Origin of the sequence: Streptomyces sp. NPDC004629 (assembly GCF_042873595.1) — a bacterium.
Classification (GTDB): Bacteria; Actinomycetota; Actinomycetes; order Streptomycetales; family Streptomycetaceae; genus Streptomyces.
In genome coordinates this window covers 20,085-43,571 of sequence record NZ_JBIALO010000038.1, presented here as the reverse complement: position 1 = coordinate 43,571, position 23,487 = coordinate 20,085, and the positions used below count along the sequence as shown (strand labels likewise).

The 23,487-nt window shown below is 70.7% G+C and carries 20 protein-coding genes; 12 read left to right on the top strand and 8 right to left on the bottom strand.

Annotated features, from left to right (window positions below; translation table 11 throughout):
• The first annotated feature begins 29 nt into the window (after nucleotides 1-29).
• Nucleotides 30-857, top strand: a complete 828-nt coding sequence (locus tag ACFYTE_RS36915; protein ID WP_388720231.1) for a helix-turn-helix domain-containing protein — start codon at nucleotides 30-32, stop codon at nucleotides 855-857.
• Nucleotides 854-1,063, top strand: a complete 210-nt coding sequence (locus ACFYTE_RS36910) for a DUF397 domain-containing protein (protein WP_388720229.1) — start codon at nucleotides 854-856, stop codon at nucleotides 1,061-1,063. Before ACFYTE_RS36915 ends, ACFYTE_RS36910 begins: the two co-directional genes overlap by 4 nt.
• 62 nt (nucleotides 1,064-1,125) lie before the next feature.
• Here ACFYTE_RS36910 and ACFYTE_RS36905 read toward each other — a convergent pair whose 3' ends face one another.
• The 3 genes from ACFYTE_RS36905 to ACFYTE_RS36895 are packed head-to-tail and all read right to left on the bottom strand — an operon-like array spanning nucleotide 1,126 to nucleotide 2,770.
• Complete coding sequence (locus tag ACFYTE_RS36905) at nucleotides 1,126-1,986, bottom strand: helix-turn-helix domain-containing protein (RefSeq protein ID WP_388720226.1); 861 nt, start codon at nucleotides 1,984-1,986, stop codon at nucleotides 1,126-1,128.
• A 21-nt stretch (nucleotides 1,987-2,007) separates the two neighbouring features.
• The gene (locus ACFYTE_RS36900; RefSeq protein ID WP_388720223.1) at nucleotides 2,008-2,538 is read right to left on the bottom strand and encodes a DUF6879 family protein; all 531 of its coding nucleotides are present in this window, start codon (nucleotides 2,536-2,538) and stop codon (nucleotides 2,008-2,010) included.
• Entirely contained in the window at nucleotides 2,510-2,770 is a 261-nt protein-coding gene (locus ACFYTE_RS36895) for a hypothetical protein (RefSeq protein ID WP_388720220.1), read from the bottom strand. Before ACFYTE_RS36895 ends, ACFYTE_RS36900 begins: the two co-directional genes overlap by 29 nt.
• A 927-nt stretch (nucleotides 2,771-3,697) precedes the next feature.
• Between ACFYTE_RS36895 and ACFYTE_RS36890 the strand changes: the two genes are divergently transcribed.
• The 3 genes from ACFYTE_RS36890 to ACFYTE_RS36880 all read left to right on the top strand — a co-directional run bounded on the left by ACFYTE_RS36890 (nucleotide 3,698) and on the right by ACFYTE_RS36880 (nucleotide 5,439).
• Nucleotides 3,698-3,940, top strand: coding sequence for a DUF397 domain-containing protein (locus tag ACFYTE_RS36890; protein ID WP_388720217.1), 243 nt, complete (start codon nucleotides 3,698-3,700; stop codon nucleotides 3,938-3,940).
• 68 nt (nucleotides 3,941-4,008) lie between these two features.
• Complete coding sequence (locus ACFYTE_RS36885) at nucleotides 4,009-4,530, top strand: hypothetical protein (protein WP_388720214.1); 522 nt, start codon at nucleotides 4,009-4,011, stop codon at nucleotides 4,528-4,530.
• 12 nt (nucleotides 4,531-4,542) lie between these two features.
• Entirely contained in the window at nucleotides 4,543-5,439 is an 897-nt protein-coding gene (locus ACFYTE_RS36880) for a JmjC domain-containing protein (RefSeq protein WP_388720211.1), read from the top strand.
• A gap of 127 nt (nucleotides 5,440-5,566) precedes the next feature.
• Here ACFYTE_RS36880 and ACFYTE_RS36875 read toward each other — a convergent pair whose 3' ends face one another.
• Both ACFYTE_RS36875 and ACFYTE_RS36870 read right to left on the bottom strand, forming a co-directional pair.
• Nucleotides 5,567-7,444, bottom strand: coding sequence for a DEAD/DEAH box helicase (locus ACFYTE_RS36875; RefSeq protein WP_388720208.1), 1,878 nt, complete (start codon nucleotides 7,442-7,444; stop codon nucleotides 5,567-5,569).
• A gap of 87 nt (nucleotides 7,445-7,531) precedes the next feature.
• On the bottom strand, nucleotides 7,532-7,735 hold the full coding sequence (locus tag ACFYTE_RS36870; RefSeq protein WP_059194910.1) for a cold-shock protein: 204 nt from the start codon (nucleotides 7,733-7,735) through the stop codon (nucleotides 7,532-7,534).
• 387 nt (nucleotides 7,736-8,122) lie between these two features.
• On the opposite strand from ACFYTE_RS36870, the gene ACFYTE_RS36865 reads away from it, so the two are divergent.
• Nucleotides 8,123-10,846 (top strand): SdrD B-like domain-containing protein, encoded by a 2,724-nt coding sequence (locus ACFYTE_RS36865; protein WP_388720205.1) that lies wholly within the window; start codon nucleotides 8,123-8,125, stop codon nucleotides 10,844-10,846.
• A 156-nt stretch (nucleotides 10,847-11,002) separates the two neighbouring features.
• Entirely contained in the window at nucleotides 11,003-13,921 is a 2,919-nt protein-coding gene (locus tag ACFYTE_RS36860) for a SpoIIE family protein phosphatase (RefSeq protein ID WP_388720202.1), read from the top strand.
• A 32-nt stretch (nucleotides 13,922-13,953) separates the two neighbouring features.
• Here the strand turns inward: ACFYTE_RS36860 and ACFYTE_RS36855 are convergent, their stop codons facing one another.
• The 3 genes from ACFYTE_RS36855 to ACFYTE_RS36845 form a co-directional block, all read right to left on the bottom strand.
• Nucleotides 13,954-14,631, bottom strand: a complete 678-nt coding sequence (locus tag ACFYTE_RS36855; protein WP_388720199.1) for a vancomycin high temperature exclusion protein — start codon at nucleotides 14,629-14,631, stop codon at nucleotides 13,954-13,956.
• A 176-nt stretch (nucleotides 14,632-14,807) separates the two neighbouring features.
• On the bottom strand, nucleotides 14,808-15,479 hold the full coding sequence (locus ACFYTE_RS36850; RefSeq protein ID WP_388720196.1) for a hypothetical protein: 672 nt from the start codon (nucleotides 15,477-15,479) through the stop codon (nucleotides 14,808-14,810).
• Nucleotides 15,473-15,745: a hypothetical protein gene (locus tag ACFYTE_RS36845; protein WP_388720193.1), complete on the bottom strand. Its 273-nt coding sequence runs from the start codon at nucleotides 15,743-15,745 to the stop codon at nucleotides 15,473-15,475. Before ACFYTE_RS36845 ends, ACFYTE_RS36850 begins: the two co-directional genes overlap by 7 nt.
• A gap of 169 nt (nucleotides 15,746-15,914) precedes the next feature.
• Between ACFYTE_RS36845 and ACFYTE_RS36840 the strand changes: the two genes are divergently transcribed.
• The 5 genes from ACFYTE_RS36840 to ACFYTE_RS36820 all read left to right on the top strand — a co-directional run bounded on the left by ACFYTE_RS36840 (nucleotide 15,915) and on the right by ACFYTE_RS36820 (nucleotide 23,363).
• On the top strand, nucleotides 15,915-16,784 hold the full coding sequence (locus ACFYTE_RS36840) for a sirohydrochlorin chelatase (RefSeq protein WP_388720190.1): 870 nt from the start codon (nucleotides 15,915-15,917) through the stop codon (nucleotides 16,782-16,784).
• A 464-nt stretch (nucleotides 16,785-17,248) separates the two neighbouring features.
• Nucleotides 17,249-18,520, top strand: a complete 1,272-nt coding sequence (locus ACFYTE_RS36835; RefSeq protein WP_388720187.1) for a deoxyguanosinetriphosphate triphosphohydrolase — start codon at nucleotides 17,249-17,251, stop codon at nucleotides 18,518-18,520.
• A gap of 135 nt (nucleotides 18,521-18,655) precedes the next feature.
• A complete protein-coding gene (locus ACFYTE_RS36830; protein ID WP_388720184.1) occupies nucleotides 18,656-19,918 on the top strand; it encodes an NAD(P)/FAD-dependent oxidoreductase in 1,263 nt (420 codons plus the stop codon).
• A 144-nt stretch (nucleotides 19,919-20,062) separates the two neighbouring features.
• A complete protein-coding gene (gene dnaG, locus ACFYTE_RS36825) occupies nucleotides 20,063-21,958 on the top strand; it encodes a DNA primase (RefSeq protein WP_388720181.1) in 1,896 nt (631 codons plus the stop codon).
• 91 nt (nucleotides 21,959-22,049) lie between these two features.
• Nucleotides 22,050-23,363, top strand: a complete 1,314-nt coding sequence (locus ACFYTE_RS36820) for an RNA polymerase sigma factor (protein WP_388720178.1) — start codon at nucleotides 22,050-22,052, stop codon at nucleotides 23,361-23,363.
• Nucleotides 23,364-23,487: the final 124 nt, after the last annotated feature.

Sequence of the window (23,487 nt, the reverse complement as noted above, 5' to 3'; positions counted from 1 at the left end):
CTAATTGCACGGATAGTTAGGCGTCGCCGGTGAACCGAAAAGAACTGGACCCGGAAAAGTCACCAAAGGCCGCTTTTGGTCAGCGTCTGCGCACGCTGCGAGACGAGCGCGGCTGGACCCAGGACGAGCTGGCCGAACGGATGGGCTATTCCGGGACGCATATTTCAGCGGTCGAAACCGGTCGCCGATCTCCAACTCCGCACTTCGCGCGGAGTGCGGACAGAGCGCTGGGCACGGGCAGCCAACTCGAACGCCAGGGCAGCGCGGTACGGCAGACGGCACTGCTGGACGGCTTTCCGCAGTTCGTCGAGTACGAAGGACGCGCGGCAGAGATCCGGCTGTACGAGGTCGGTGTCATCCCTGGACTGCTCCAGACACCGGAGTACGCGTCCGTCCTCGCCCAGAGCGCGGTGAAACGGGGGGCCATCACCAGCGAGCAGGCAGACGAGCGGGTCGCGCTCGTCGCGACACGGCAAGCCTCGCTCGTCCGGACGCCCCCGCCGTTGGCCTTCGTGGTGCTGGACGAAAGCTGCATCCGTCGGCCCATCGGCGAACCCGCTGTCATGGAGGCCCAGTTGGCGCGTATTGCCGAGTTCGCCGAACTGCCCAACACGGTGCTCCAGGTCGCACCGTTCAGCATGGGGTCCCGTCGTCCCTTCAGCCTGCCGGTGACGCTGCTGACGCTGCCGGACCGCTCGCTGGTGTCGTACGCCGAGTCCGCCCATCGGGGTCATCTCGAACGGGATAGCACGTTCGTACTACCCATACTGGCGGCCTACCATCAACTACAGGCCGAAGCCTGCTCGCAGGCGGAATCGGTGGCCATGATCAGCCAGCCAGGAAAGGGCACCCAGTGACGACCGAGAACCCGCGTTGGATCACGTCCTCCTACAGCGAAAACGGCGGCCAGTGCGTCGAGGTCGCCGCCAACCTCGTCGCCTCCCGCGGCCTGGTCCCCGTCCGTGACTCCAAGAACCCGAACGGCCCGGTCCTGGACCTCCCGGCCCACGCCTTCACGTCATTCGTGACCGGCGTCAAGACCGGCCGGTTCGGCAGCGTCTGAGCACACGCATCCGGCCCCGCGATCTCCCGCCCGGCGGGAGGGGCGGGGCCACTTTCCTGCATTCAGGTCCAGGTCAGGGCTTCGATCGCCTTGAGGATCAACGCCCGCGCCTCGGCCCCGTACACGGCCATGGCACGCAGCTCCTCGAAGGCCCTGACGTACAGGTCGATTTCGGAAGGCTGATGGATCCGTACCCGGGCGGACACCAGCTCGACGGACACGAGTTTGTCGTCATACATGTGGAAGGTCTCGCGCGGCCACTGGGAACGCAACCGCGCGTCTGCCGGAATGATGCCGAGGGACACCGTGGGGATCGCGCCGGCGGTGAGGAGGTAGCCGAGCTGCGCTGCCATCGCGTCGACGTCGGTGATCTGGCAGTGCAGTACGGACTCTTCAATGAGCAGGGCGAAGCGGCGGCCGGGGTCATGGATGACGTGCGAGCGGTCGACCCGGGCTCGCGCGGCTTCAGCGCTGTCGTCGTCCGGTAGGTCACGGAAGCGGGCCGTCGCGCTGAGGACGCTGGTTGCGTAGCCCTCGGTCTGCAGGAGGCCGGGGACAAGCGTGGACGAGTACACGCGGAAATGGCTGGTGGTGCGGAAGAGCTTGCCGGTGCCCTTCTGGAGTTCCGTCAGGCCCCTGCGGAGCTGGTGGCGCCATTCCCGGTACATCGACTCGGCGTGCACCGATTGCACGATGATGTCCCGCGCCTGGGACGTTGCCCCGGTGGCAGCGCACCACTGACCGATGTCGTTGGCCGTGGGGCCGGTGATCGCGTTCTCGATGCGGGACGTCTTGGAGTGGTGCCAGCCGCACCGGTTCGCCAACTCGACGATCGTCAGTCCTGCTTCCTTACGGAGGTCGCGCAGCCGTCCGGCCACGGCCTCACGGGCGGCCTGGGCGGATGAGGACGGGGACATGGGCATGGGCTGGCTTACCGGTGCTTCCTACTGATGGATCTCGTACTGCTCGTGCGGGACGGCTCTGGACCACACCTCATCGAATGCGGCGGCGCACAGTTTGGCCGCGGCGGGATCGTCGGAGAGTTCCTGGCCTGCCGAGCCGCCGTCGCCGGTGAAGTGGTTCCACCGGATGAGGCGGCCGTCGAAGAGCCAGAAGTCGTTGCCGGGCAGGGCGATGTCGGATGCGCGTCGGCGTGGGAGCCAGCGCACCTGTTCGCCGGCCGCGACGTTGGTGAAGGTGCCGGAGTGCTCGAAGCGGATGTATTCACTGACGGGCTCGGACACGATCCGGGCGCGCCGCACGACGACGCCACGGGCAACGGTCTCCTGGATCAGGTCCAGCCACGGTCGCCACCAGGATGCCCGGTCGGCTGGGGCATGGCGGAAGCCCCGGCGCCACGCCTCGAACCGCTGGCGTTCGTTGTCGACCGAGTAGACGTCGCGCATCTCCAGGTGCACGGCCGAGTGCGTGCAGCCTGCGATCAGTTCAGCGAACGTCGGGATGCTCGACCGCATCGCACGCCTCCCTGATCATGTGCACCATCCTGCCCGGGATACGGACCACTGCCTCGTGTGCCGGGATCCCTTTCGCATGGCCGGGTACTTCGAACGCCGCGCATTCGACTTCGAGTTCTGGGCTCGGCTTCCATCCCTGGAAGACCAGTTCGTGGTTCTCCTGGTCTACCCAGACCGTTGGGCTCTCGTCGTCGCCGGTGTTCGGATCGATCCCGATGAACCGTAGTGCCACGTCTGCCTCCCTCAAGACGGTGTGCAGGATTCTGCAACACCGTCATGCCACCGGGGCACAGGGGCAAGTGCGCGAATCGGCCAACGCTCCTCTACACAGGTGGTGCATTGCACAGATCTGCACATCGCTGGCTGTGACGCTGTTCACGCTCCTACCGTCGGCAGGTACGAAGAGACCCCGGCGACCGTGCGACCGGTCCCGGGCCGTGGCCGACTGGTGAAGGAGTCGACATGCGGCACGCCACAACGTCCGTACCAGCGGGGGCTGTCCACCTGTTACCGCTCCACCCGATCCGTGACCTGACCGAAGCCCAGGTACGCGGACGCGCGTGCGTCTGGTGTGCCACTGCCCTGACCGCGGGCGCCGTCATGGGCCTCGGCCCGCGGCGACGGCCCGGCACCGAGAGCGACGCCTGCTGGTACCGCGCGGCTGTACGGCGTGTGTGCGCGCCGAGGTCCGCCGCATCGCCGCCCTCCACGCCCGGACCTGCTCCACCTGCCGCAGTCCTCGCATGTGTGAGATCCGTGCGGAACTGCTCAGCTTCGCCGAGAGGGGTCAGGGATGACCGCGCGACGGCTTCCGGCAGGCGCGGCCCGTGCTCCTGGTGCAGGCGGTACGCCGGCAGTATCCAGCTGATCCAGGCACACGACGCAGGACCAGACCCCGGCGTGCCCGGCCTGTTCGCCTGCGGCCGGTGCCGCAAGGGCCACCGCAAGGTGCCGCTCACCGACCGACCACCACCCCACGACCCACGTCCTCGACAACGAGGTCAACGCCTGCCCCGACCGCGCCCAGAGCACCAGACCGCGCCGGTGCAGCGCGACCAGGAGCCGCCCGCCCCGCTCAACCCCGTACGGGACGAACGCCGAGGCGGGCGCAGCACGGCACGGAGACCGCTTCTCCGAACAAGTCCACCGGAGGTCAGCCATGGCCAGGACCAGCCTGTACGAGTTGCCCGCAGCCGCCGACGCCCCCGCACGCATGTGGTGCGGCGGCAACCTCGGCGGCGACAACGAGACGTGCGTGACCACCACCCAACTGGCCGGTACGGACGCGTTCGCCGTCACCGACTCCAAGCCCGAGGGCTCCGGGCGCGAGCTGCGCATGACCGGCTCGGAGCTAGACACGTTCGCCGTCCACTGGGCCCGCGCCCGCGGCCTGACGCTCTAGCCTGACCGCCCACCTCACCGCACACCACGGGCCGCTCCGCGTCAGCGGTCGGCCCGTCCGGAGGACGCATGACCACCATCGCACCAGAGGCGCCCGAGGTCACCAGCCAGACGTGGGCGGGCCACTGGCACGGCTTCGGCCCCTGGCTCGGCTCTCCCGGCCACTACGCGAAGGAGGGCAACAGGAGGCCGCCCCACCCTGTGCGGCCAAGGCCCGACGCGGACTTCGCCACCCGCTATCAAGAGGCCGGCGGCGAGTTCGCCACGTCCAGCCTCCCGCCGCTGATGACCGGCCACTGGCTGGCCAAGGAAGGACAGACCGCGAGCGACCGCACCTGGACGGACGCCGCCGAGGCACTCACATGGCTGAAGCGCGGATACAGCGAGCACCCGCCGTACGAGCGAATCGACGGCAGGCAGGCGTACATCGGCCTGGACGGAAAACTCGCCTACGCCGCAGACGTCCTCCCCCGGGGAGTCGACGTCACCTGGGTCCACTACACCCAGACGCGCAGCCTGCTATCACTGGCCGTCGTGTGCTGCCCGAACCTCTTCCACCCGGATCTGAAGTGCCCGCTGCTCCCTCGATGACGAGGAGATCAGATGTCGCTGAATCTGCTGCTGCCCCCGCAGGAGTTGGCCGGCCTTCTGGCCGACTGGCCCACCGAGCCTCGCGTGTATGCGCGCGGGCGCACGGCACTCGACAGCATCGTCACCGTCCGCTCCTTGCACGAGTGGATCGACACGGGATGCGTTCCGGTCGCCGAGGTCGCGGTCATGAAGGCCGGCCCATCCAACCGGGAGGCCTTCAAAACCGACGGGCGTACCGACCCCGTCAAACTCCGCACGTTCTACGCCGACGGCTACACCATCCGTCTGGGCAACCTCCAGCGCGTCATCCCGGCCTTCGCCACCATGTCCAAGGCCATTCAGCGGGAGACCGGCTACAGCAACTACGTCCATGCCTTCCTCACCCCGGCCGGCGAACAGGGACTGCTGCACCACTGGGACCAGCAGATGGCGCTCGTCGTACAGATCGCCGGCGCCAAGACATGGCAGCTGTGGAAACCGGTGTACGAAGCCCCCATGCGCGAGTACCAGGAGTCATTCCGGGTCTGGCAGCCCGACTTCATCCCGGCCTGGAAGGCTGCCGGGCCCGACCTGTCGATCGACCTTGAGGCCGGGCAGACCCTGCTGTTGCCGAGAGGCTGGGTGCACAACCCTCACGCCCTGGGTCACACCGAGGACAGCGTCCACCTCACCTATGCCATCCGCGAGCGCACCCCCTTGTGGCTCGCGGAAACGCTCGTGGCGCGCGCGATCGAAGACCCGGAGTTCCGGCGCGTCATCGCGCCCCGCGACCTGTTGGGCCCCGCACTCACCGACCGACTGAGCGAGACCGTGCAAGCACTCAGGACGTACCTTGGCGGACTGGATCTGGGCGAGGCCGCCGAGGTGGTCCGGAGGGCGGCGCTGCACGAGCGGGAGTACACCACCTGACCACCCCCACGCAGCCCCGCTCGCCGCCTCCCCGTCAGGTCCGACGAGGCGGGGGCACGGCGGCCCGATCCGCGGGCGGTCTTGCCGGAGGCCGCGCCGGTCGCCGTACCGGCCGCGGACCAGCGGACTAGCGGTCGGAGCCGCGACCCTTCGCCCCGGCGGTACCGCTCGTGGTCCCGCCCGATGCCGCCCGGCGGGGAGCGCGACGCCCGTCGGGCGCGGAGGTGCCGGCAGAGGTCGTCGCCCCGGTGACGCTCGTCGCCGCCCCGCCTGATGCCGCCCGGCGGGGAGTACGACGCCCGTCGGGCGCGGAGGTGCCGGCAGAGGCTGTCGTTCCGGCGGTGCCGCTGGTGGTCCCGCCGGATGTCGCCCGGCGGGGAGTACGACGCCCGTCGGTCGTGGGGGTGCCGGCAGAGGTCGTCGCCCCGCCGGATCCCGCCCGGCGGGGAGCGCGACGCCCGTCGGTCGTGGGGGTGCCGGCAGAGGTCGTCGCGCCGCCGGATTCCGCGCGGCGGGGAGCGCGACGCCCGTCGGTCGCGGCAGAACCGCCGGAGGCTGTCGCGCTGGAGCGGCGGTCGGCGCCCCGGCCCCCCGTTCCGCCGGCGGCGCCCGTCGCCGGGGACCCGGAGCCGCGTCGGCGCCCGGACCGTCTGCCGGGCTCGGTGCCGGTCTTGCGGTCGGGGCGTGCCGCCGGTGCCGCCGGCTGGGGGACCGCGATGGTGACGGCCACGCCGGACGGCTCACGCGCGCCGGTGATGGTGGCGAGTTCCGCGTCGCTCGATGTGATGCGGGCCGTCCGGGGCCGGATGCCCGCGTCCGACATGAGCCGGGTGATGTCCCGTTTCTGCTCGGGCAGGACCAGCGTGACCACGCTGCCTGAGCCGCCGGCGCGGGCCGTGCGGCCGCCCCGGTGGAGGTAGTCCTTGTGATCGGCCGGGGGATCGACGTTCACGACGAGGTCGAGGTCGTCGATGTGTATGCCCCGGGCCGCGACGTTCGTCGCCACCAGCGCGGTGACCTGGCCGTTCTTGAACTGTTCCAGGGTGCGGTTGCGCTGCGGCTGGGAGCGGCCCCCGTGCAGTGCCGCCGCGCGGACTCCGACGGCCAGGAGGCGCTTGGCGAGCCGGTCGGCCGACCTCTTGGTGTCGAGGAAGAGGATGACCCGGCCGTCACGGGCCGCGATGCGCGTGGTGACCGCCTTCTTGTCGGTCTCGTCCTGGACGTGGAGCACATGGTGCTCCATGGTGGTCACCGCCCCCGCCGACGGGTCGACGGAGTGCACCACGGGGTCGGTCAGGAACTGCTGCACCAGACGGTCGATGGTGCGGTCCAGGGTGGCCGAGAAGAGCATGCGCTGCCCGTCGGGCCGTACTTGCCGGATCAGCTTGGTGATCTGCGGCAGGAAACCCATGTCGGTCATCTGGTCGGCTTCGTCCAGCACGGTGATGCGTACGTCGCCGAGCACGCAGTCCCCGCGCTCCACGAGGTCGTTGAGCCTTCCGGGGCTCGCCACGACCACCTCGGCGCCGCGCCGCAGCGCACCGGCCTGCTTGGTGATGGACAGCCCGCCGACCACGGTGGCCAGCCGGAGGTTCACCGCTGCCGCGTAGGGGGTCAGCGCGTCCGTCACCTGCTGGGCGAGTTCACGGGTGGGCACCAGCACCAGGGCGAGGGGCGCCTTGGGCTCCGCGCGCAGTCCGGCCGTACGGGCCAGCAGCGCGAGCCCGAACGCGAGGGTCTTGCCGGAGCCGGTGCGCCCTCGTGCGAGCACGTCACGGCCGGCGAGCGAGTTGGGCAGGGTGGCGGCCTGGATGGGGAAGGGGGTGGTCACGCCCTGTGTGGTCAGGGTCGTCAGCAGCCCCGCGGGCATATCGAGACCGGCGAAGTCCTCGACGGCGGGAAGTGCGGGTGTCGTGCTTTCCGGCAGCCGGAATTCCCTCGGTGACGACGCGGACGGTCGGGGCGACGAGGCGCGCCGGTTCGGCTTCTGGGGTCTGCGGGGCATGCAGTGATCTGCCTTCCTGAAAACAGCACAAACCGGGGTCTGCACCATGACGGTGCGGACCCCGGTGAGCGGATACGCGTGCGGCGATCAGGCGGGGACGATGTTCTCCGCCTGCGGGCCCTTCTGGCCCTGCGTGACGTCGAAGGAGACCCGCTGGCCCTCCTGCAGCTCACGGAAGCCCTGGCTCTGGATGTTCGAGTAGTGGGCGAAGACGTCCGGGCCGCCGCCGTCCTGCTCGATGAAGCCGAAACCCTTTTCGGCGTTGAACCACTTCACGGTTCCCTGTGCCATGTCGCACTCCTTCTGTAGGCAGAGGCCCCATCCGGAGATGCCGGTAACGAACAAATGCGCCTGAAGGAGAAACATTCCCGTCAGGCGCACATGGGTTCATGGGTACCACAACTGCAACACCGAGACCGTAGCACAGCTCGGCGCCCTCGTACTCGTCTGTATTCGTCGCAGGAGGGCGGACGTTGCCCGATGCGGCACCGCTGCCACGCCGCCTCATGGGCCGGGGAACGCGCCCGTTCGGCTTATCTGGTCGTCATGTGAGAGGACCGTGAAGATCCCTACAGGTGTGCCTCGGCTCGCGAGCGTGCTCGCTCCGGACGCACATCCATTGGCGGAGGAAAGGAACGAGTAGTGGATCAGCGGCAGCGCCGGCGGTGGTCCGGCGGTATGTCCTTGGCCTTGTCGGCCGCGTTATCGGCGTCGCTCGCGGCGACGGGGGTGGTCTCGGCGGTGTCCCCGGCGGCGGCGGACTCCGGGGACGGCGACGCGACCGTCCGGGTCGTGCGTGAGGTGAACGCGAACGGCAAGTGGGATCAGGCGCTTGAGCCGGGTATGGCCGGGGTCACGGTGGTGCTGACCGATGACGCGGGGCGGTCGGTGACCGGGACCACGCAGGCGGACGGCACGGTGAAGCTGACGCCGGGCAACAGCCTGGGCGGCGGCAGGTACCGCATCGAGGTGAAGAACCCCGACCAGGGTGTGCTGTTCCCCGGGTTCGCCTCGTCGCGCAGCAATCTGATCGATCCGACGGTGCTGTCGTCGAACGTGGAGTTCGTGGATCTGTCGGGTGGCAAGAACGTGGAGGTCACGACCTCGTTCTGGTCCCCGGAGGACTACTGCCAGAAGAACGTCACCCTGGTCGCCGTCTGCCAGAACCCCACGATCCCGCCGCCGAACCCGACGCCGCCGAGCAAGCGCACGCTGTCGTCGTTCCCGTTCAACACGCGGGGTGACGCCGTGGCGAATCCGGGCCTGGTCACCGACCTGGCGAACGAGGGCACCACCGGCACGCTGTGGGGAGCCGGCTACAACCGGGTGACCAAGCAGTTGTTCACGGCCGCGTACGCCAAGCGGGGCACCGAGTACGGTCCCCACGGTGCGGGCGCGATCTACCGGACCGACCCGGCCACCAAGAAGACCTCGCTGTTCACCAAGGTCCCCAACCCCGGTGCCACCCAGCACCAGCCGAACGTCAACATGGACCTGGCGTTCAACCCGGTGGTGGGCAAGGAGTCGCTGGGCGACCTGGACGTCAGCGCGGACGGGAAGGATCTGTACGTCGTCAACCTGCACGACCGCAGGCTGTACCGCTACGACGCCACACAGCCAACTGCCGCCGCGCCGAAGGCGTCCTACCCCGTCAAGGACCCGGGCTGTGCCGCGCCGGGTGACTGGCGCCCCTTCGGCCTGGGCCTCCAGGACGGCAAGGTGTACGTCGGCGGTGTCTGCTCGGCGCAGTCGACCGGCAGCAAGGCCGACATGCGGGCCGTGGTGCAGGTCTTCGACCCGGTCACGGGCCAGTTCACCGGCACGGTCATGGACCAGCCGCTGAGCTTCCCCCGCGGTGGTTACTCGGCCAGGGCGGACACCGAGGGCAGCGTCCCCTGCCCTGGCCTCTCCTGGTACCCGTGGACCGACTCCCGGCCCGCTGCGCAGAACGGCGTGGCCTGCACGCCCGGGAAACCGATTGTGCAGCCGGAGGCGGAGCTTTCCGACATCGACTTCGAGACCAACGGCGACATGGTCGTCAGCTTCGCCGACCGCTTCGCCGACCGCGCCGGCTGGGCTCTGCCCGCATTCCCCGGTTTCCCCCAGACCTCCGCTTTCAACGCCGGTGACATCAACCGGGCGTGCCGTGGCGGGAACCACATGTTCGTCCTGGACGGCAACGGCGGCTGCAGGAACAACGCCACCGCGGCCAACAACGGCGGACTTCAGGCACCGGATGTCCGGGAGTTCTACCCGGGTGACTACGCGGCAGGCGGCGCCGGGTGGCACTCGGAGACCGCTGAGGGGTCCGTGGCCATCTCCAAGGTGGAGACGACCATGCCGCTCATCTCGGAAGACCCCATCGCGGACCCGATCACCGGGCACGGCCTGCACTGGGTCAACCGCGGCGACGGCACCCGTGTGGCCAACGACAACACCGGTGGCATCTACCTGAACAACGACTTCGGCAAGGCCCGTGGCATCGGCGACCTGGAAATGATGTGCGACGAGGCGCCGCTCCAGATCGGCAACCGGGTCTGGAAGGACACCGACCAGGACGGTATCCAGGACCCCGGTGAGGAACCGGTGGTGGGTGCCACGGTGAACCTGTACGACGCGGCCGGCAAGAAGATCGGTACGGCGGTCACCAACGAGCGGGGCGAGTACTACTTCGACTCCACCGTGACCAAGAACGTCAAGCCGGAGGACTTCCCGTACGGCAAGACGTACACGATCAAGATGGACAACCCGGGCGACTACCAGGCCGGTGGCGTCCTGGACGGCTGGAAGCCCACCCGCCCGAACCAGGGCGACAACGACCAGATCGACTCCAGCGGTGAGACGTCAGGCAACCCCTTCCCGGCCGTCGAGGTCACCCCGAAGGGCGCAGGACAGAACGACCACGGCGCCGACTTCGGGTTCACCAACCCGCAGGCCGACCTGTCCGTGATCAAGGTCGGTCCGGCCAAGGTCAACCCGGGCGAGGAGATCGAGTACCAGATCATCGTCACCAACAACGGGCCGAACACCGCCACGCGCTGGACGGTCACCGACCCGCTGCCCGAGGGGATCACCAACGCCCGCACCTCCAACGCGGACTGCGGTATCGCCGCCGGCAAACTGACCTGCTCCGGCGGGCCGCTGGCGGTCGGGCAGAGCCACACCATCACGGTCCGGGCCAACGCGCCCTACCCCGCGCAGACGGTCGTGCTGAAAAACTGCGTCAACGTCAAGGGTACGGAGCCCGACCCCAACCCCGACAACAATGACTCCTGCTGGCCGACCGAGGTCCCCGAGATCCCGGTCATCAACCCGGCCATCGGTGGCGCAGCCGCCGCGGCAGCCCTCGGCGGCTTCCTCCTGATCCGCCGCCGCCGCAACAGCGCGGGAGCCGTGCTCTAGCCCACCCCGGCAAAACCTCTCTGGACACACCGGCCGGTCCCTCCCCGACACCACGGGGAGGGACCGGCCGTTTCCGCCGCGTCACCCCGCCGCCGGCCCGGCGCTGACCGGTGCTCACGGGGCGCCCAGGCGCGGGCCGAGCGTAAAGTTTGCGGTGTGAACCCGCGACTGACTTTGCTCAGTACGGTGGCTCTCGGAGTCCCGGAGAGCGAAGTCTTCCGGCTGGCGCTCCAGCACGCAGTGGGCGAGCTGCGCGCTCTGGGCGGGATGATCCATCTCTGTGGTCCTACGTCCGTGTTGTGCCTGGCGTCGGCCGTCGGTCTGCCACCCGCCCTCACCCGCCCCTGGGAGATCATCGACCAGCAGAGCCCGCTGGCCCCGGCGCGTGCCCTGCGCCGGGGCACCGCTGTATGGCTGCCGCTGCCGCCCGGCGAAGCCGCCGACGCCCCAGGGCCCGGCACCGGCCTGGCCGCCCTGCCGGTGTCCGGCGGGGGCCAGATCGTGGGCACCCTCACCGTTCTGACAGGCGACCGGAGCGAGCCCACCCCGGAGCACTGGGACTTCCTCCGGACCGTCGTCGCATGGGCCGAGGAGCGCATGTCCCAGGCTCCGAAGATGGCCGAATCCGCGCCGAAGGAGCCCGACAGCGAGCAGCCCTGGCAGGGAGTGCCAGGGCTCAGGGTCGGCTGGTGGGACTGGAACCTCCGGACCGGTGAGCTGATCTGGGACGCGGCGATGATGGAGTTCTACGGCAGCAGACCGGCCGATTACACCGTAAAGGTCCAGGACTGGATGCACGTCCTCCACCCCGACGACCTGGCACCCACACTGGCGGAGGCACAGCGGGCGATCCGCGACCACTCGGTGTACGAGGCCGCTTACCGGGTACGGCGTCTGGACGGCACGTACGCCTGGTCGCGGGCCCGCGGTCTGCCCACGTACGACGACCGGGGCCGGCCGTTCCGGATGGTCGGCGTGAGATGGGAGAGCAGCGAGTCGCCTTCCGCTCGGGACGCGCTCAGCCGGGCCCTTCGCCAGATGAGCGACGGTTTCCTGGCGGTGGACGCCGAATGGCGCATCATCTTCACCAACCTGGAAGCGGAACATGCGCTGGGTTTCTCCCAGGAGGAGCTTTTCGGGCGTGTGCTGTGGGATCTGCCCGCCGCACGGTGGATCAAGGGCCTGGAGCGTCGCTGTCGGAAGGCCGCCGCCGAGGAGCAACCCGCCGGCTTTGATGTACGCCTGCCGGACACAGGGTGTCGCTACCGGCTGCGGCTGGTCCCGGGGCCCGTAGGCTGCGTCCTCTACCTGACGGACGTCACCGAGAAACTGCGTATGCAGGAGGAGCGCCGGGCGGCCGAGCGTGCCGCGTCCGAGCGAGCGGCCCAGATCACGGAGCTGACCGCGGCGCTCGCCAAGGCGACGACATCACAGGACGTGGTGGACGCGGTCGCGCAGTGGGTACTGCCACCGTTCGACGCCGTCGGACTCATGGTGCAGGCCATCGAAGGAAAGCGGCTCATCGGTGTCGGAGCCGTCGGCTACGCGGACGACTTCCTCGACCTCCTGAACAGCCGCACCACAGCGAGCACCAGCCCGGCCTGGAATGTGATCCGGTCCGGAGCACCGGCGTTCCTGTCCTCGCCGCAGGAATACGCCGCGTACTCGCCTGATCACACCGACCTGCCCGGCATCGCCCACAAGCAGGCCTGGGCGTTCCTGCCGCTGACGGCGTCCGGTTACACCTTCGGAGTGTGCGTCGTGTCCTGGGACCGTCCGCATCGGCTCAGCGACGACGAGCGCTCATTGCTGACCACGATCAGCGCCCTCGTCGCGCAGGCCCTGGAGCGGGCCCGGCTCTACGACGCCGAGCGCATCCGGTCCCGCGAACTCCAGCGCAGCCTGCTTCCCACCGGCCTGCCCGAGCTGCCCGCATGCGTGACCGCCGCCCGTTACCTCCCCGCCGGTCAGGGCATGGACGTGGGCGGCGACTGGTACGACGTCATCCCGCTCTCCAGCGGCCAGGTCGCCCTCGTCGTCGGTGACGTCATGGGTCACGGGCTGCCCGAGGCGGCCGCCATGGGCCGCCTGCGTACGGCCGTCCACACCCTGGCCGGCCTCGAACTGCCCCCCGACGAAATCATGGGGCACCTCAACGAGATCGTCGGCGGCATGGGCGAGGAGTCGTACGTGACCTGCCTGTACGCGCTCTACGACTCCACCACCCAGGTCTGCTCCATCACCCACGCCGGGCACCCGCCCCCGGCCCTGGTACACCCCGACGGCACCGTGCGGTTCCCGGAACTGGGCGAAGACCCGCCTCTGGGTGCGGCCGAGCCGCCGTTCCAGACGGTCGAGCTGACCCTGCCCGAAGGCACCCTGGTCGTGCTCTACACCGACGGCCTCGTCGAGTCGGCGAAACGCGACATCGACGCGGGCATGGCGGACCTGGCCAGGCTCCTGCGTACCGCCCACGAGGATGGCAGCGACGCGGATCTGGAGCGCCTCTGCGACACCCTGACGGCCGGCCTGCTCCCCGCCGAGCACCAAGCGGCCGATGACACAGCGCTCCTCGTCGCCCGCCTCCACGCCCTGAACGCGGACAGGATGGCCTCCTGGCCGCTCACCGAGGACCCGAAGGCGGCCGGCGTGGCCCGCCGCCACGTCCGTGAGCAGCTTTCCGCCTGGGGCCTGGACGACCTGACATTCACCACGGAGCTGCTGGCCAGCGAACTGGTGGGCAACGTCGTACGCCACGCCAAGGGCCCGGTCACCCTGCGTCTGCTGCACGGAGCCGAACTGATCTGCGAGGTCTTTGACGGCAGCCTCACGATGCCCCGTATGCGCCGCGCCGCGGACACCGACGAAGGCGGCCGCGGGCTGCAGCTGATCACGGCGCTCTCGCAACGCTGGGGCAGCCGCTACACGGCGAAAGGAAAGTGCATCTGGACCGAGCAGGCCCTGCCCGGCCCGGACCGCCGCGGGAACCAGTCGCCCGATGCCCTGGAGCTGATGTTCCCGAGCACGGACGGATTCGACGTGGACCCGACCGAGCACTTCGGGGAGGGGGAGTAGCAAGGGCTGCTTCAGGCCCGGGGCCGCTCGCGTCACCGCCCGCTCGCCAGTGCCTCGTGCACTCCGGGTTCCTTCGGGCCGAGGAAGTGGGGATTGGGTCGGAGCGTCGTTTCCAGGGCCGCCTTGCCCGCCGCGAAGATCTCGCGGACGCCGCCGTAGTACCAGGTGATGTCGCGCTCGTCGGCCACGCCGACGCCGTAGGAGTCGATGCCCGCCGCCTCGCACAGCGCCACCGCTCGCCGGATGTGGAAGTCCTGGCTGATCAGCACGGCCCGGTCGACGCCGAAGATCTTCTTCGCCCGGACGCAGGAGTCCCAGGTGTCGAAGCCCGCGTAGTCGCTGACGATGCGCCCGTCGGGCACGCCGTGCCGCGTCAGGTACGCGCGCATCGCGTCCGGCTCGTCGTAGTCCTCCCGGCTGTTGTCGCCGGTGACGAGGACGACCTCGATCCGGCCCGCCCGGTACAGCCGCGTCGCCTCGTCCAGCCGGTGCGCGAGATACGGCGATGGCTCGCCGTTCCACAGGCCCGCGCCGAAGACGACCCCGACCTCGGCGCGCGGCGCGTCCGCGGTGCTGCGCAGCCGGTCGGCCGTGGACAGGTGCAGCCAGGTCGCCGGGGACAGGGCCAGCACACACCCGGCCACCACGCCCTGCACCAGCCGCCGCTGCCCGGCCCGGGTGCGCGGCAGACGCGGTCGACGGATCCTCATGCGGTGCCCCCATTCCTCCCCGGGTGGCTTCGCCCCGGTCGGTTCCCGTTCTGGAGGACGCGCCGGAAGGGGGCCCGGTTCGCCTCACCGCGCGCGGGCGAACTCTCGTCGCCCCCGCCCTTCGGGCGAACGACGGCGGGCGACGGGAGTGCGAACGGCAGACCCAGGAGCGCGGCTCAGCGCACGCGCTGCTCCTCGGCCAGGTGCTGCGCACGCTCGCGTCGCGACCGGCCCATCACGTCCACGGCCCTTCCGGCGCCCTGACCGGGGGTCGCCTCCGCCTCGCGCAGCCGGTCGGCGAGTTCGCGGACCCGCGGGTCGGCGGGGCCGCGGTCCAGGTAGAACAGCGACTCGTTCACCGGGGAGTCGTCACCGCCCCAGCGGACCACGCCGTCGCAGTCCGCGAGGATGTCGCGCAGCACTATCTCCTGGAGTGGGAAGAGCCCGCCCTGCGCAGCGGCACCCGGGCGGATCCTGACCGCGGTGCCGGAGGCCAGGTTCGACTCCGGCAGCTTCTCGTCCAGGCCGTCGATCGGCTGCCAGCCGGCCAGATCGACGCGGGGGAGTTGCTCGACCTCGTAGTGGAAGCGCCGGACGACGTGGAGCAGGATCGCCTCGGCGTCGCCGATGCGGACGTCGACGCTCAGCCCGGTGCCGGGGACGGAGCGGGTCCACACGGTGGAGACGTGGTTGGCCTCCCGTTCCAGGGGCCAGCCATTGGCCGAGGTGGGGACCTCGCCCGGTGCCGTCGTCTCCGTCCTCGGAACCGCCGCGGGCGTTGCCGCGGCCATGCCCGGCACCGAGGAGCCCACGGCCGCCGCCGCGATGACACCGGCGTGCGTCAGCACGGTCCGTCTCGCCGTACCGTTGGTAGGGTCAGATAGGCGACCGAGCGGATGTTGTACGTGGGGTCCTCGTTGAGCTGGGTCCCTACGGTCCAGTCGCTGTCGGTCCAGCCGTCCCCGCCGGTCTCCGGCACACCGATGGAATCCAGATAGCTTCGGACGTCCCGCACCAGGAGGTCCTGGTACGCCGCCTTGTCCAGCTCCACGTCCAGGCCCACGGCCACCCCGCCACGCAGCTTTGAGGGTTTTTCAAGGGTCGGTAAATTCACCGGTGCCGGCGCTCCCGGATCGACGCCCGCCGTTCGCATCATGGATAACGGTCCGGTAACAGAACGGTCGGCTTCCCTCACCGCGCGCCGCCCGGGGGTGTGATCCGCCGGAAAACGGCCGTGACCGGCAGGCAACGGGCACGCAATCTGCTGCCGTCAGGATCTGTTCATGACGGCGTCGAACCACCCTCGCGACGAGTCCCGTATCCGCCTCGACAGCACGGCGCACCTCATGCACAGCATCAGCAGTCAACTGGCCGGTCAGCTCCGCCACATCGCGCTCGACGGCAGCCGCCGCCCGGGCCCGCCCGCCCTGGTCCTCGTGGCGCACGGCAGCCGCGACCCGCGTGCGCTGCACACCGTACGCGCGCTCATGGAGCGGGTACGGCGGCTGCGTCCCGCCGTGCCGGTCCGGCTCGGCCACATCGAGCTGAACGAGCCGCTGCTCCCCGATACCCTCGCCGGTCTCGGCGGCGCCCCGGCGGTGCTCGTCCCGCTGCTGCTCACCCGCGGCCACCACGTCAAGCGCGACATCCCGGAGGCGGTCGCCGCCGCGGCCCCGCACGCGCGCGTGGCCGCCCCGCTCGGCCCGCACCCGCTGCTCGTGGACACCCTGTGCGCCCGGCTCGCCGAGGCCGGCTGGCGCACCCGGACGACCGAGGCCACCCGCCGCGGCAGCGGGATCGTGCTCGCCGCCGCCGGTTCCCGGGACCCCGACTCGGCGGCCGACACCCGCCGCACGGCCCGCCTCCTCGCCGACCGCCTGGGTGTGCCCGTCGTCCCCGCCTACGCGTCCGCCGCGGCACCGACCGTGCCCGCGGCCCTGCGCGCGCTGGCCGACCGCGGCCGGCACCGGATCGCGGTGGCCGCCTGCTTCACGGCCCCGGGCCGGTTCGCCACCCAGTGCGCCGAACAGGCCCCCTGGATCGCGTCCGCCCCGCTGGGCGCGCACCCCGCGCTGGCCCGCCTGGTCCTGCACCGCTACGACCAGACACTGGCGGCCCCCACGAGCGCGGCACCCGAACTGGCATCGGCATGACACCACAGGCACCCAGCCCGGCAGGCCACCGACCTGCGGGCCAACCCGAACCAGGACGCGCAGGGCATCTCGATCGAGTCCCGGCTCGACCGCGGCAGCCTGCTGGAGGCGGTCGTGCTGACCGCCGACGCCGCCCTGGCCACCCGACAACGGACGCACCACCGCTGCCACAGTGCCCCCAGGGCACCCGACGGCGCCCACGGAACCCCGTGACACCCCACGCCCGGTCGCGCACCGCGCGGCACCGTGGGTGCAGGGACCCGGAGGGCATCCGGCGGCGTCCACGGAACCCCGTGACACCCCACGCCCGGCCGCGTCCCGCGCGGCACCGTGGGCGCAGGGCCCGGAGGGCATCCGGCGGCGCCCACGGAACCCCATGACACCCCGCACCCCGACGTGTCCCGGCAGACGCGCGGGCGCCCGGTCGCCACCCGAATGTCCCGGCCGCCGCTTACCTTCTAACCATGGCACCCGCACCCCCTGCCGGCTACGGCCCGGCGTCGGCCGACCGCTGGGCCCCCGAACCCGACAAGCGCCCCGGCCGCACCGCGTTCCAGCGCGACCGCGCGCGCGTGCTGCACTCCGCGGCGCTGCGCCGCCTGGCCGGCAAGACCCAGGTGGTGACGCCCGGCACCATGGGCCCGGCCTGGGACGCCAGCCCGCGCACCCGGCTCACCCACTCCCTGGAGTGCGCCCAGGTAGGCCGGGAGCTGGGCGCCGCCCTCGGCTGCGACCCCGACCTGGTCGAGGCGGCCTGCCTCTCGCACGATTTGGGCCACCCGCCGTTCGGGCACAACGGGGAGCAGGCGCTCAACGAGTTCGCGCGGGACTGCGGCGGCTTCGAGGGCAACGCCCAGTCCCTCAGACTGCTCACCCGCATCGAACCCAAACGCTTCACCCCGGAGGGCTCCGTCGGGCTGAATCTCACCCGCGCGGTCCTCGACGCGGCGACCAAGTACCCCTGGCCGCGCGGCGCCCACCCCAGCGACCCCGCCTCGCCCAAGTTCGGGGTGTACGAGGACGACCGGCCGGTCTTCGACTGGGTCCGCAAGGAGGCCCCCGGCACCCGCACCTGTTTCGAGGCCCAGGTCATGGACTGGTCCGACGACGTGGCGTACTCGGTGCACGACGTCGAGGACGGCCTGCACGCCGGCCATATCGACCCCGGCGCTCTGCGGGCCGGCCCGGAGCGCCGCTCGGTGTTCGAGGTCGCCGTCGGCCGGTATGTGCCCGCGGACACCGACCACGCCGAACTGGCCGCCGCCCTCGACCGGCTCCAGGACCAGGAGTGGTGGCCGCACGGCTACGACGGCACCGCGGTCGCCCAGGCCCGCCTCAAGGACGCCACCAGCCAGCTCATCGGCCGGTTCTGCCTGGCCGCCGAGGGCGCCACCCGGGCGGCCCACGGCAGCGGGCGGCTGACCCGGTACGACGCCGAACTCGTGGTGCCCCGGCAGACCCGGATGGAGTGCGCGGTCCTCAAGGCGGTCGCCGACCGGTATGTGATGCAGCGCGCCGAGCAGGAACGGCTCCGTGCCGACCAGCGCGTCGTCGTCGCCGAACTGGCCGAGGCGCTGACCGCGCGGGCCCCCGAGGGCCTGGACCCGCAGTTCCGTGCCCTGTTCGGGACGGCGGCGGACGACAGCGCCCGCAAGCGGGTGATCGTCGACCAGATCGCGTCGCTCACCGACGCCTCCGCGCGCTCGTTGCACGCGCGCCTGACGGGACGGACGTGACCGACACGTGAGACTGATGTGATGCATGTGACACGGATGTGACCCTCCGTGGCCTGATCGGGTCACTCCCCCTTCCCGCGCCACGCTCCGTGCGGGAGGCTCGCATGTGGCGGCACGTTTACGAGGAGGCATCAAGTGGTCGACGCGGACCAGACATTCGTCATCGTCGGAGGAGGCCTGGCCGGGGCCAAGGCGGCCGAGACGCTCCGGTCGGAGGGCTTCACCGGCCGGGTGATACTGATCTGCGACGAACGGGACCGCCCCTACGAGCGCCCGCCGCTGTCCAAGGGCTATCTGCTCGGCAAGGAGGAGCGCGACAGCGTCTTCGTGCACGAACCCGCCTGGTACGCGCAGAACGACGTCGAACTGCACCTCGGCCAGACGGTCGACGCGATCGACCGCGCCGCGAAGACCGTACGTTTCGGCGACGACGGCACCCTTGTCCACTACGACAAGCTGCTCCTCGCCACCGGCGCCGAGCCCCGCCGCCTCGACATCCCCGGCACCGACCTCGCCGGCGTCCACCACCTGCGCCGCATCGCCCACGCCGAGCGGCTGAAGGGGGTGCTCGCCGCGCTCGGCCGGGACAACGGCCATCTCGTGATCGCGGGCGCCGGCTGGATCGGCCTTGAGGTCGCGGCGGCGGCCCGCCAGTACGGCGCCGAGGTCACCGTCGTGCAGACCGCGCCGACCCCGCTGTACGGCGTCCTCGGCCCCGAGCTGGGCAACCTCTTCGCCGAGCTGCACCGGGAGCACGGGGTCCGCTTCCACTTCGGCGTGCGCCTCACCGAGATCGTCGGCCAGGACGGCATGGTCCTCGCCGCCCGCACCGACGACGGCGAGGAGCACCCGGCGCACGACGTCCTCGCCGCGATCGGCGCGGCCCCGCGCACCGCGCTGGCCGAGTCGGCGGGCCTGGAGATCGCCGACCGGGCACACGGCGGCGGCATCGTGGTGGACGAGCGGCTGCGCACCTCCGACCCCGACATCTACGCGGCCGGTGACGTGGCGTCCTACCCGCTCGCGCTGTTCGGCACCCGGCTGCGGGTGGAGCACTGGGCCAACGCGCTCAACGGCGGCCCCGCCGCGGCCCGCGCGATGCTCGGCAGGGACGAGGTCTACGACCGCATGCCCTACTTCTTCTCCGACCAGTACGACCTGGGCATGGAGTACAGCGGCTGGGCGCCGCCCGGCTCGTACGACCAGGTCGTGATCCGCGGGGACGCGGGCAAGCGGGAGTTCATCGCGTTCTGGGTGAAGGAGGGGAGGGTGCTGGCCGGGATGAACGTGAACGTGTGGGATGTCACAGGGCCCATCCAGCAGCTGATCCGCTCCGGGGCCCGGGTGGACACGGAGCGGTTGGCGGATCCGCACGTGGCGTTGGACGGCCTCGCCTAGGCGTCTGCCGGGTTCGGTCGTCTCGCGGGTGCGGCGTCGTTGTGGCTGGTCGCGCAGTTCCCCGCGCCCCTTCGGGGCGTGCGGGTCTTCTCGCGAAGTTCCCCGCGCCCCTTTGGGGCGCTGCGGTCCCCGTAGAATCAGCTCGTGGCAGGACGGATCAATGACGAGGACGTGAAGGCGGTGCGGGACGCGGTCCCGATCGACGCCGTGGTGTCCGAGTACCTCCAGCTGCGCAACGCCGGCGGCGGCAACCTCAAGGGCCTGTGCCCCTTCCACGACGAGAAGTCGCCGTCCTTCCAGGTCAGCCCGAGCAAGGGACTCTTCCACTGCTTCGGCTGCCAGGAGGGCGGCGACACCATCACGTTCGTGATGAAGATCGACCACCTCTCCTTCTCGGAGGCGGTCGAACGCCTCGCCGCCCAGGCGGGCATCACCCTGCGCTACGAGGAGGGCGGATACAACCCGGCGCACCAGCGCGGCGAGCGGATCCGTCTGGTCGAGGCCCACAAGATCGCCGCACAGTGGTACGCGGAACAGCTCGCCACCGGCCCCGAGGCCGAGACCGGCCGGATCTTCCTCGCCGAGCGCGGCTTCGACCAGGCGGCGGCCGTGCACTTCGGCGTCGGCTACAGCCCCCAGGGCTGGGACCACCTCACCCGCTATCTGCGCGGCAAGGGCTTCACCGACAAGGAACTGCTCCTCTCCGGGCTCTCCCAGGAGGGCCGCCGCGGCCCCATCGACCGGTTCCGGGGCCGTCTGATGTGGCCGATCCGGGACATCGGCGGCGAGGTCGTCGGGTTCGGCGCGCGCAAGCTGTACGAGGCGGACAACGGGCCCAAGTACCTCAACACCCCCGAGACGGCGATCTACAAGAAGAGCCAGGTCCTCTACGGCATCGACCTGGCGAAGAAGGAGATCGCCAAGAGCAGCCGCGCGGTGGTCGTCGAGGGCTACACCGATGTGATGGCCTGTCATCTGGCCGGGGTCACCACGGCCATCGCCACCTGTGGCACGGCCTTCGGCGGCGATCACATCAAGATCCTGCGCCGGCTGCTGATGGACAACGGCTCGGCGCGGGTGATCTTCACGTTCGACGGGGACGCGGCGGGCCAGAAGGCCGCGCTGCGCGCCTTCGAGGACGACCAGAAGTTCGCCGCCGAGACATACATCGCCATCGCGCCGGACGGCATGGACCCCTGCGAGCTGCGCCTGGCCAAGGGTGACGAGGCGGTGGCCGACCTGGCCGAACCCCGCACCCCGCTCTTCGAGTTCGCACTACGCCAGATCGTCGGCCGCTACGACCTGAACACACCGGGAGGCCAGGGCGCGGCGCTGGATGAGGCGGCACCGGTGGTTGCCAAGATCAAGGACCACAGCGTGCGGCGTGGGGTCGCAGTTCAACTGGCCGGGCTGGTCGGCATTGTGGACCAGGAGTTCGTCGTAGACCGTGTGGGGTATCTGGTGCGCCGGGGCGGAGGGTTTGCGCCGGGGGCCACGAGATCGCGTTCTCGCAGGCCGGAGTTCGAGCTTGCGCCTCGGCCAGCCAGTTCCGGCCCTTCCCTCAACCTGCGCAACCACGTGTACACGACCGAGCGTGAGCTGCTCAAACTAGCCCTTCAGCGACCCGAGTTGGTTTCCCCAGCCTTTGATGCGTACGGTGTCGACGAATTCACCGCTGCGCCGTACGCGGCTGTGCGTCAGGCGATCTTGGACGCGGGCGGCGCCGAGTACGGAGTGGAGGACGGCCAGGAGTACCTGGTTCGTGTCAGGGGTGCGGCACCCGACGACACGGTGCGTGCGATGGTGACGGAACTCGCCGTTGAAGAGATCATGCGGAAGACCGTCGACGTGCACTACGCAGGCACACAGTTGGTGACGGTCCGGCGGCGTGCCGTGGCTCGTCGTCTTGCGGACCTGCAAAGTCGCCTGACTCGCCTCAGCCACGAGGACTCGGCCCAGGCCGCCGCCGTCCAGAACGAGATGATGATCCTGACCAGGTACGACCGTGCGCTCCAGGACGACGGCCCGTCCGCTCTCTAAGGCTGAGTAACCGGAGGGTCACGCACGGGGCGCAAAAAGTCATCGCACGACCCTCGTGGCGGTGATGTGTCTTACCCCACACTGGGGTGCGGTGCCTGAGTCCTCGGAGCGCGGCAGATCCGTCCCCCACGGGTCCCACAACCCCGCGGTTCCGCTCATCTCGTACGGGACGGACAGCGGCGAGGCCGTCGACTCCGCCCCCGACGTACCGCTGCCGCACACCCGGGCAGCGATCATCCTGGAGGTCGCCCCCGTGCAGACCCAGACCCTCACCCAGACCGACGTCAGTACGACGGGCGCGCCGGACACGCCGGATGCCGGGAACGGCGTCATCGTGGCCGTGCCCCCGCAGAGCCGCGCCGCGCTGCACCCCGAGACGGGGCCGGACGGCCCGGCAGAGCCCGCCGAGCCGCCCGCCGAGCCGCCCGCCGAGGCGTTCGCCACCGAGGCGCCGGAGCCCGCCGAACCGCCCGTCGCGCGCGCCGAGACCGGCGGCCCCACCTCGGACCTGTTCCGCCAGTACCTGCGCGAGATCGGCCGTATCCCGCTGCTCACCGCGGCCGAGGAGGTCGAACTCGCCCGCCGGGTCGAGGCCGGACTCTTCGCCGAGGAGAAGCTGGGCAGCACCCCCGACCTGGACAGCCAGCTCGCCCTCGACCTGGACCGGCTGGTCGTGCTGGGCCGGATGGCCAAGCGCCGGCTCATCGAGGCCAACCTGCGCCTCGTGGTCTCCGTCGCCAAACGGTACGTCGGCCGCGGACTGACCATGCTGGACCTCGTGCAGGAGGGCAACCTCGGTCTGATCCGGGCCGTGGAGAAGTTCGACTACGCCCGCGGCTACAAGTTCTCCACGTACGCCACCTGGTGGATCCGGCAGGCCATGTCCCGCGCGCTCGCCGACCAGGCCCGCACCATCCGGGTGCCCGTGCACGTCGTGGAACTCATCAACCGGGTCGTCCGGGTGCAGCGCCGCATGCTCCAGGAGCGCGGCCACGAGCCCACCCCGGAAGAGGTCGCCGCCCACCTCGACCTGTCGCCCGAGCGGGTCGGCGAGGTGCTGCGGCTCGCCCAGGAGCCGGTGTCGCTGCACGCGCCGGTCGGCGAGGAGGACGACGTCGCCCTCGGTGACCTCATCGAGGACGGCGACGCCGCGAGCCCCGTGGAGTCCGCCGCCTTCCTGCTGCTCAGGGAGCATCTGGAGGCGGTGCTTTCGACGCTGGGGGAGCGCGAACGCAAGGTCGTCCAGCTCCGCTACGGGCTGGCCGACGGGCGGCCCCGCACCCTGGAGGAGATAGGGCGCATCTTCGGCGTCACCCGGGAACGGATCCGGCAGATCGAGTCCAAGACCCTCAACAAACTCCGCGACCACGCCTTCGCCGACCAACTACGCGGCTACCTCGACTGACGCCGGGGCCGTCGACCTCGGGGGAGGCCGTCGGAGGGGACGCCCCGCGGCCCGCATCGGCGTCGAGGGAACCCTCCCCTCTGCCGCCCACACCGCCGGGCTGCGCCGATGCCGGCACCGGCTC

Excerpts from the sequence above, each read along its gene's own strand:
- ACFYTE_RS36905 (WP_388720226.1), bottom strand. The coding sequence starts at position 1,986 with ATGCCCATGTCCCCGTCCTCATCCGCCCAGGCCGCCCGTGAGGCCGTG.
- ACFYTE_RS36900 (WP_388720223.1), bottom strand. The coding sequence starts at position 2,538 with ATGCGGTCGAGCATCCCGACGTTCGCTGAACTGATCGCAGGCTGCACG.
- ACFYTE_RS36890 (WP_388720217.1), top strand. The coding sequence starts at position 3,698 with ATGGCCAGGACCAGCCTGTACGAGTTGCCCGCAGCCGCCGACGCCCCC.
- ACFYTE_RS36885 (WP_388720214.1), top strand. The coding sequence starts at position 4,009 with ATGACCACCATCGCACCAGAGGCGCCCGAGGTCACCAGCCAGACGTGG.
- ACFYTE_RS36880 (WP_388720211.1), top strand. The coding sequence starts at position 4,543 with ATGTCGCTGAATCTGCTGCTGCCCCCGCAGGAGTTGGCCGGCCTTCTG.
- ACFYTE_RS36875 (WP_388720208.1), bottom strand. The coding sequence starts at position 7,444 with ATGCCCCGCAGACCCCAGAAGCCGAACCGGCGCGCCTCGTCGCCCCGA.
- ACFYTE_RS36870 (WP_059194910.1), bottom strand. The coding sequence starts at position 7,735 with ATGGCACAGGGAACCGTGAAGTGGTTCAACGCCGAAAAGGGTTTCGGC.
- ACFYTE_RS36865 (WP_388720205.1), top strand. The coding sequence starts at position 8,123 with ATGTCCTTGGCCTTGTCGGCCGCGTTATCGGCGTCGCTCGCGGCGACG.
- ACFYTE_RS36855 (WP_388720199.1), bottom strand. The coding sequence starts at position 14,631 with ATGAGGATCCGTCGACCGCGTCTGCCGCGCACCCGGGCCGGGCAGCGG.
- ACFYTE_RS36840 (WP_388720190.1), top strand. The coding sequence starts at position 15,915 with ATGACGGCGTCGAACCACCCTCGCGACGAGTCCCGTATCCGCCTCGAC.
- ACFYTE_RS36835 (WP_388720187.1), top strand. The coding sequence starts at position 17,249 with ATGGCACCCGCACCCCCTGCCGGCTACGGCCCGGCGTCGGCCGACCGC.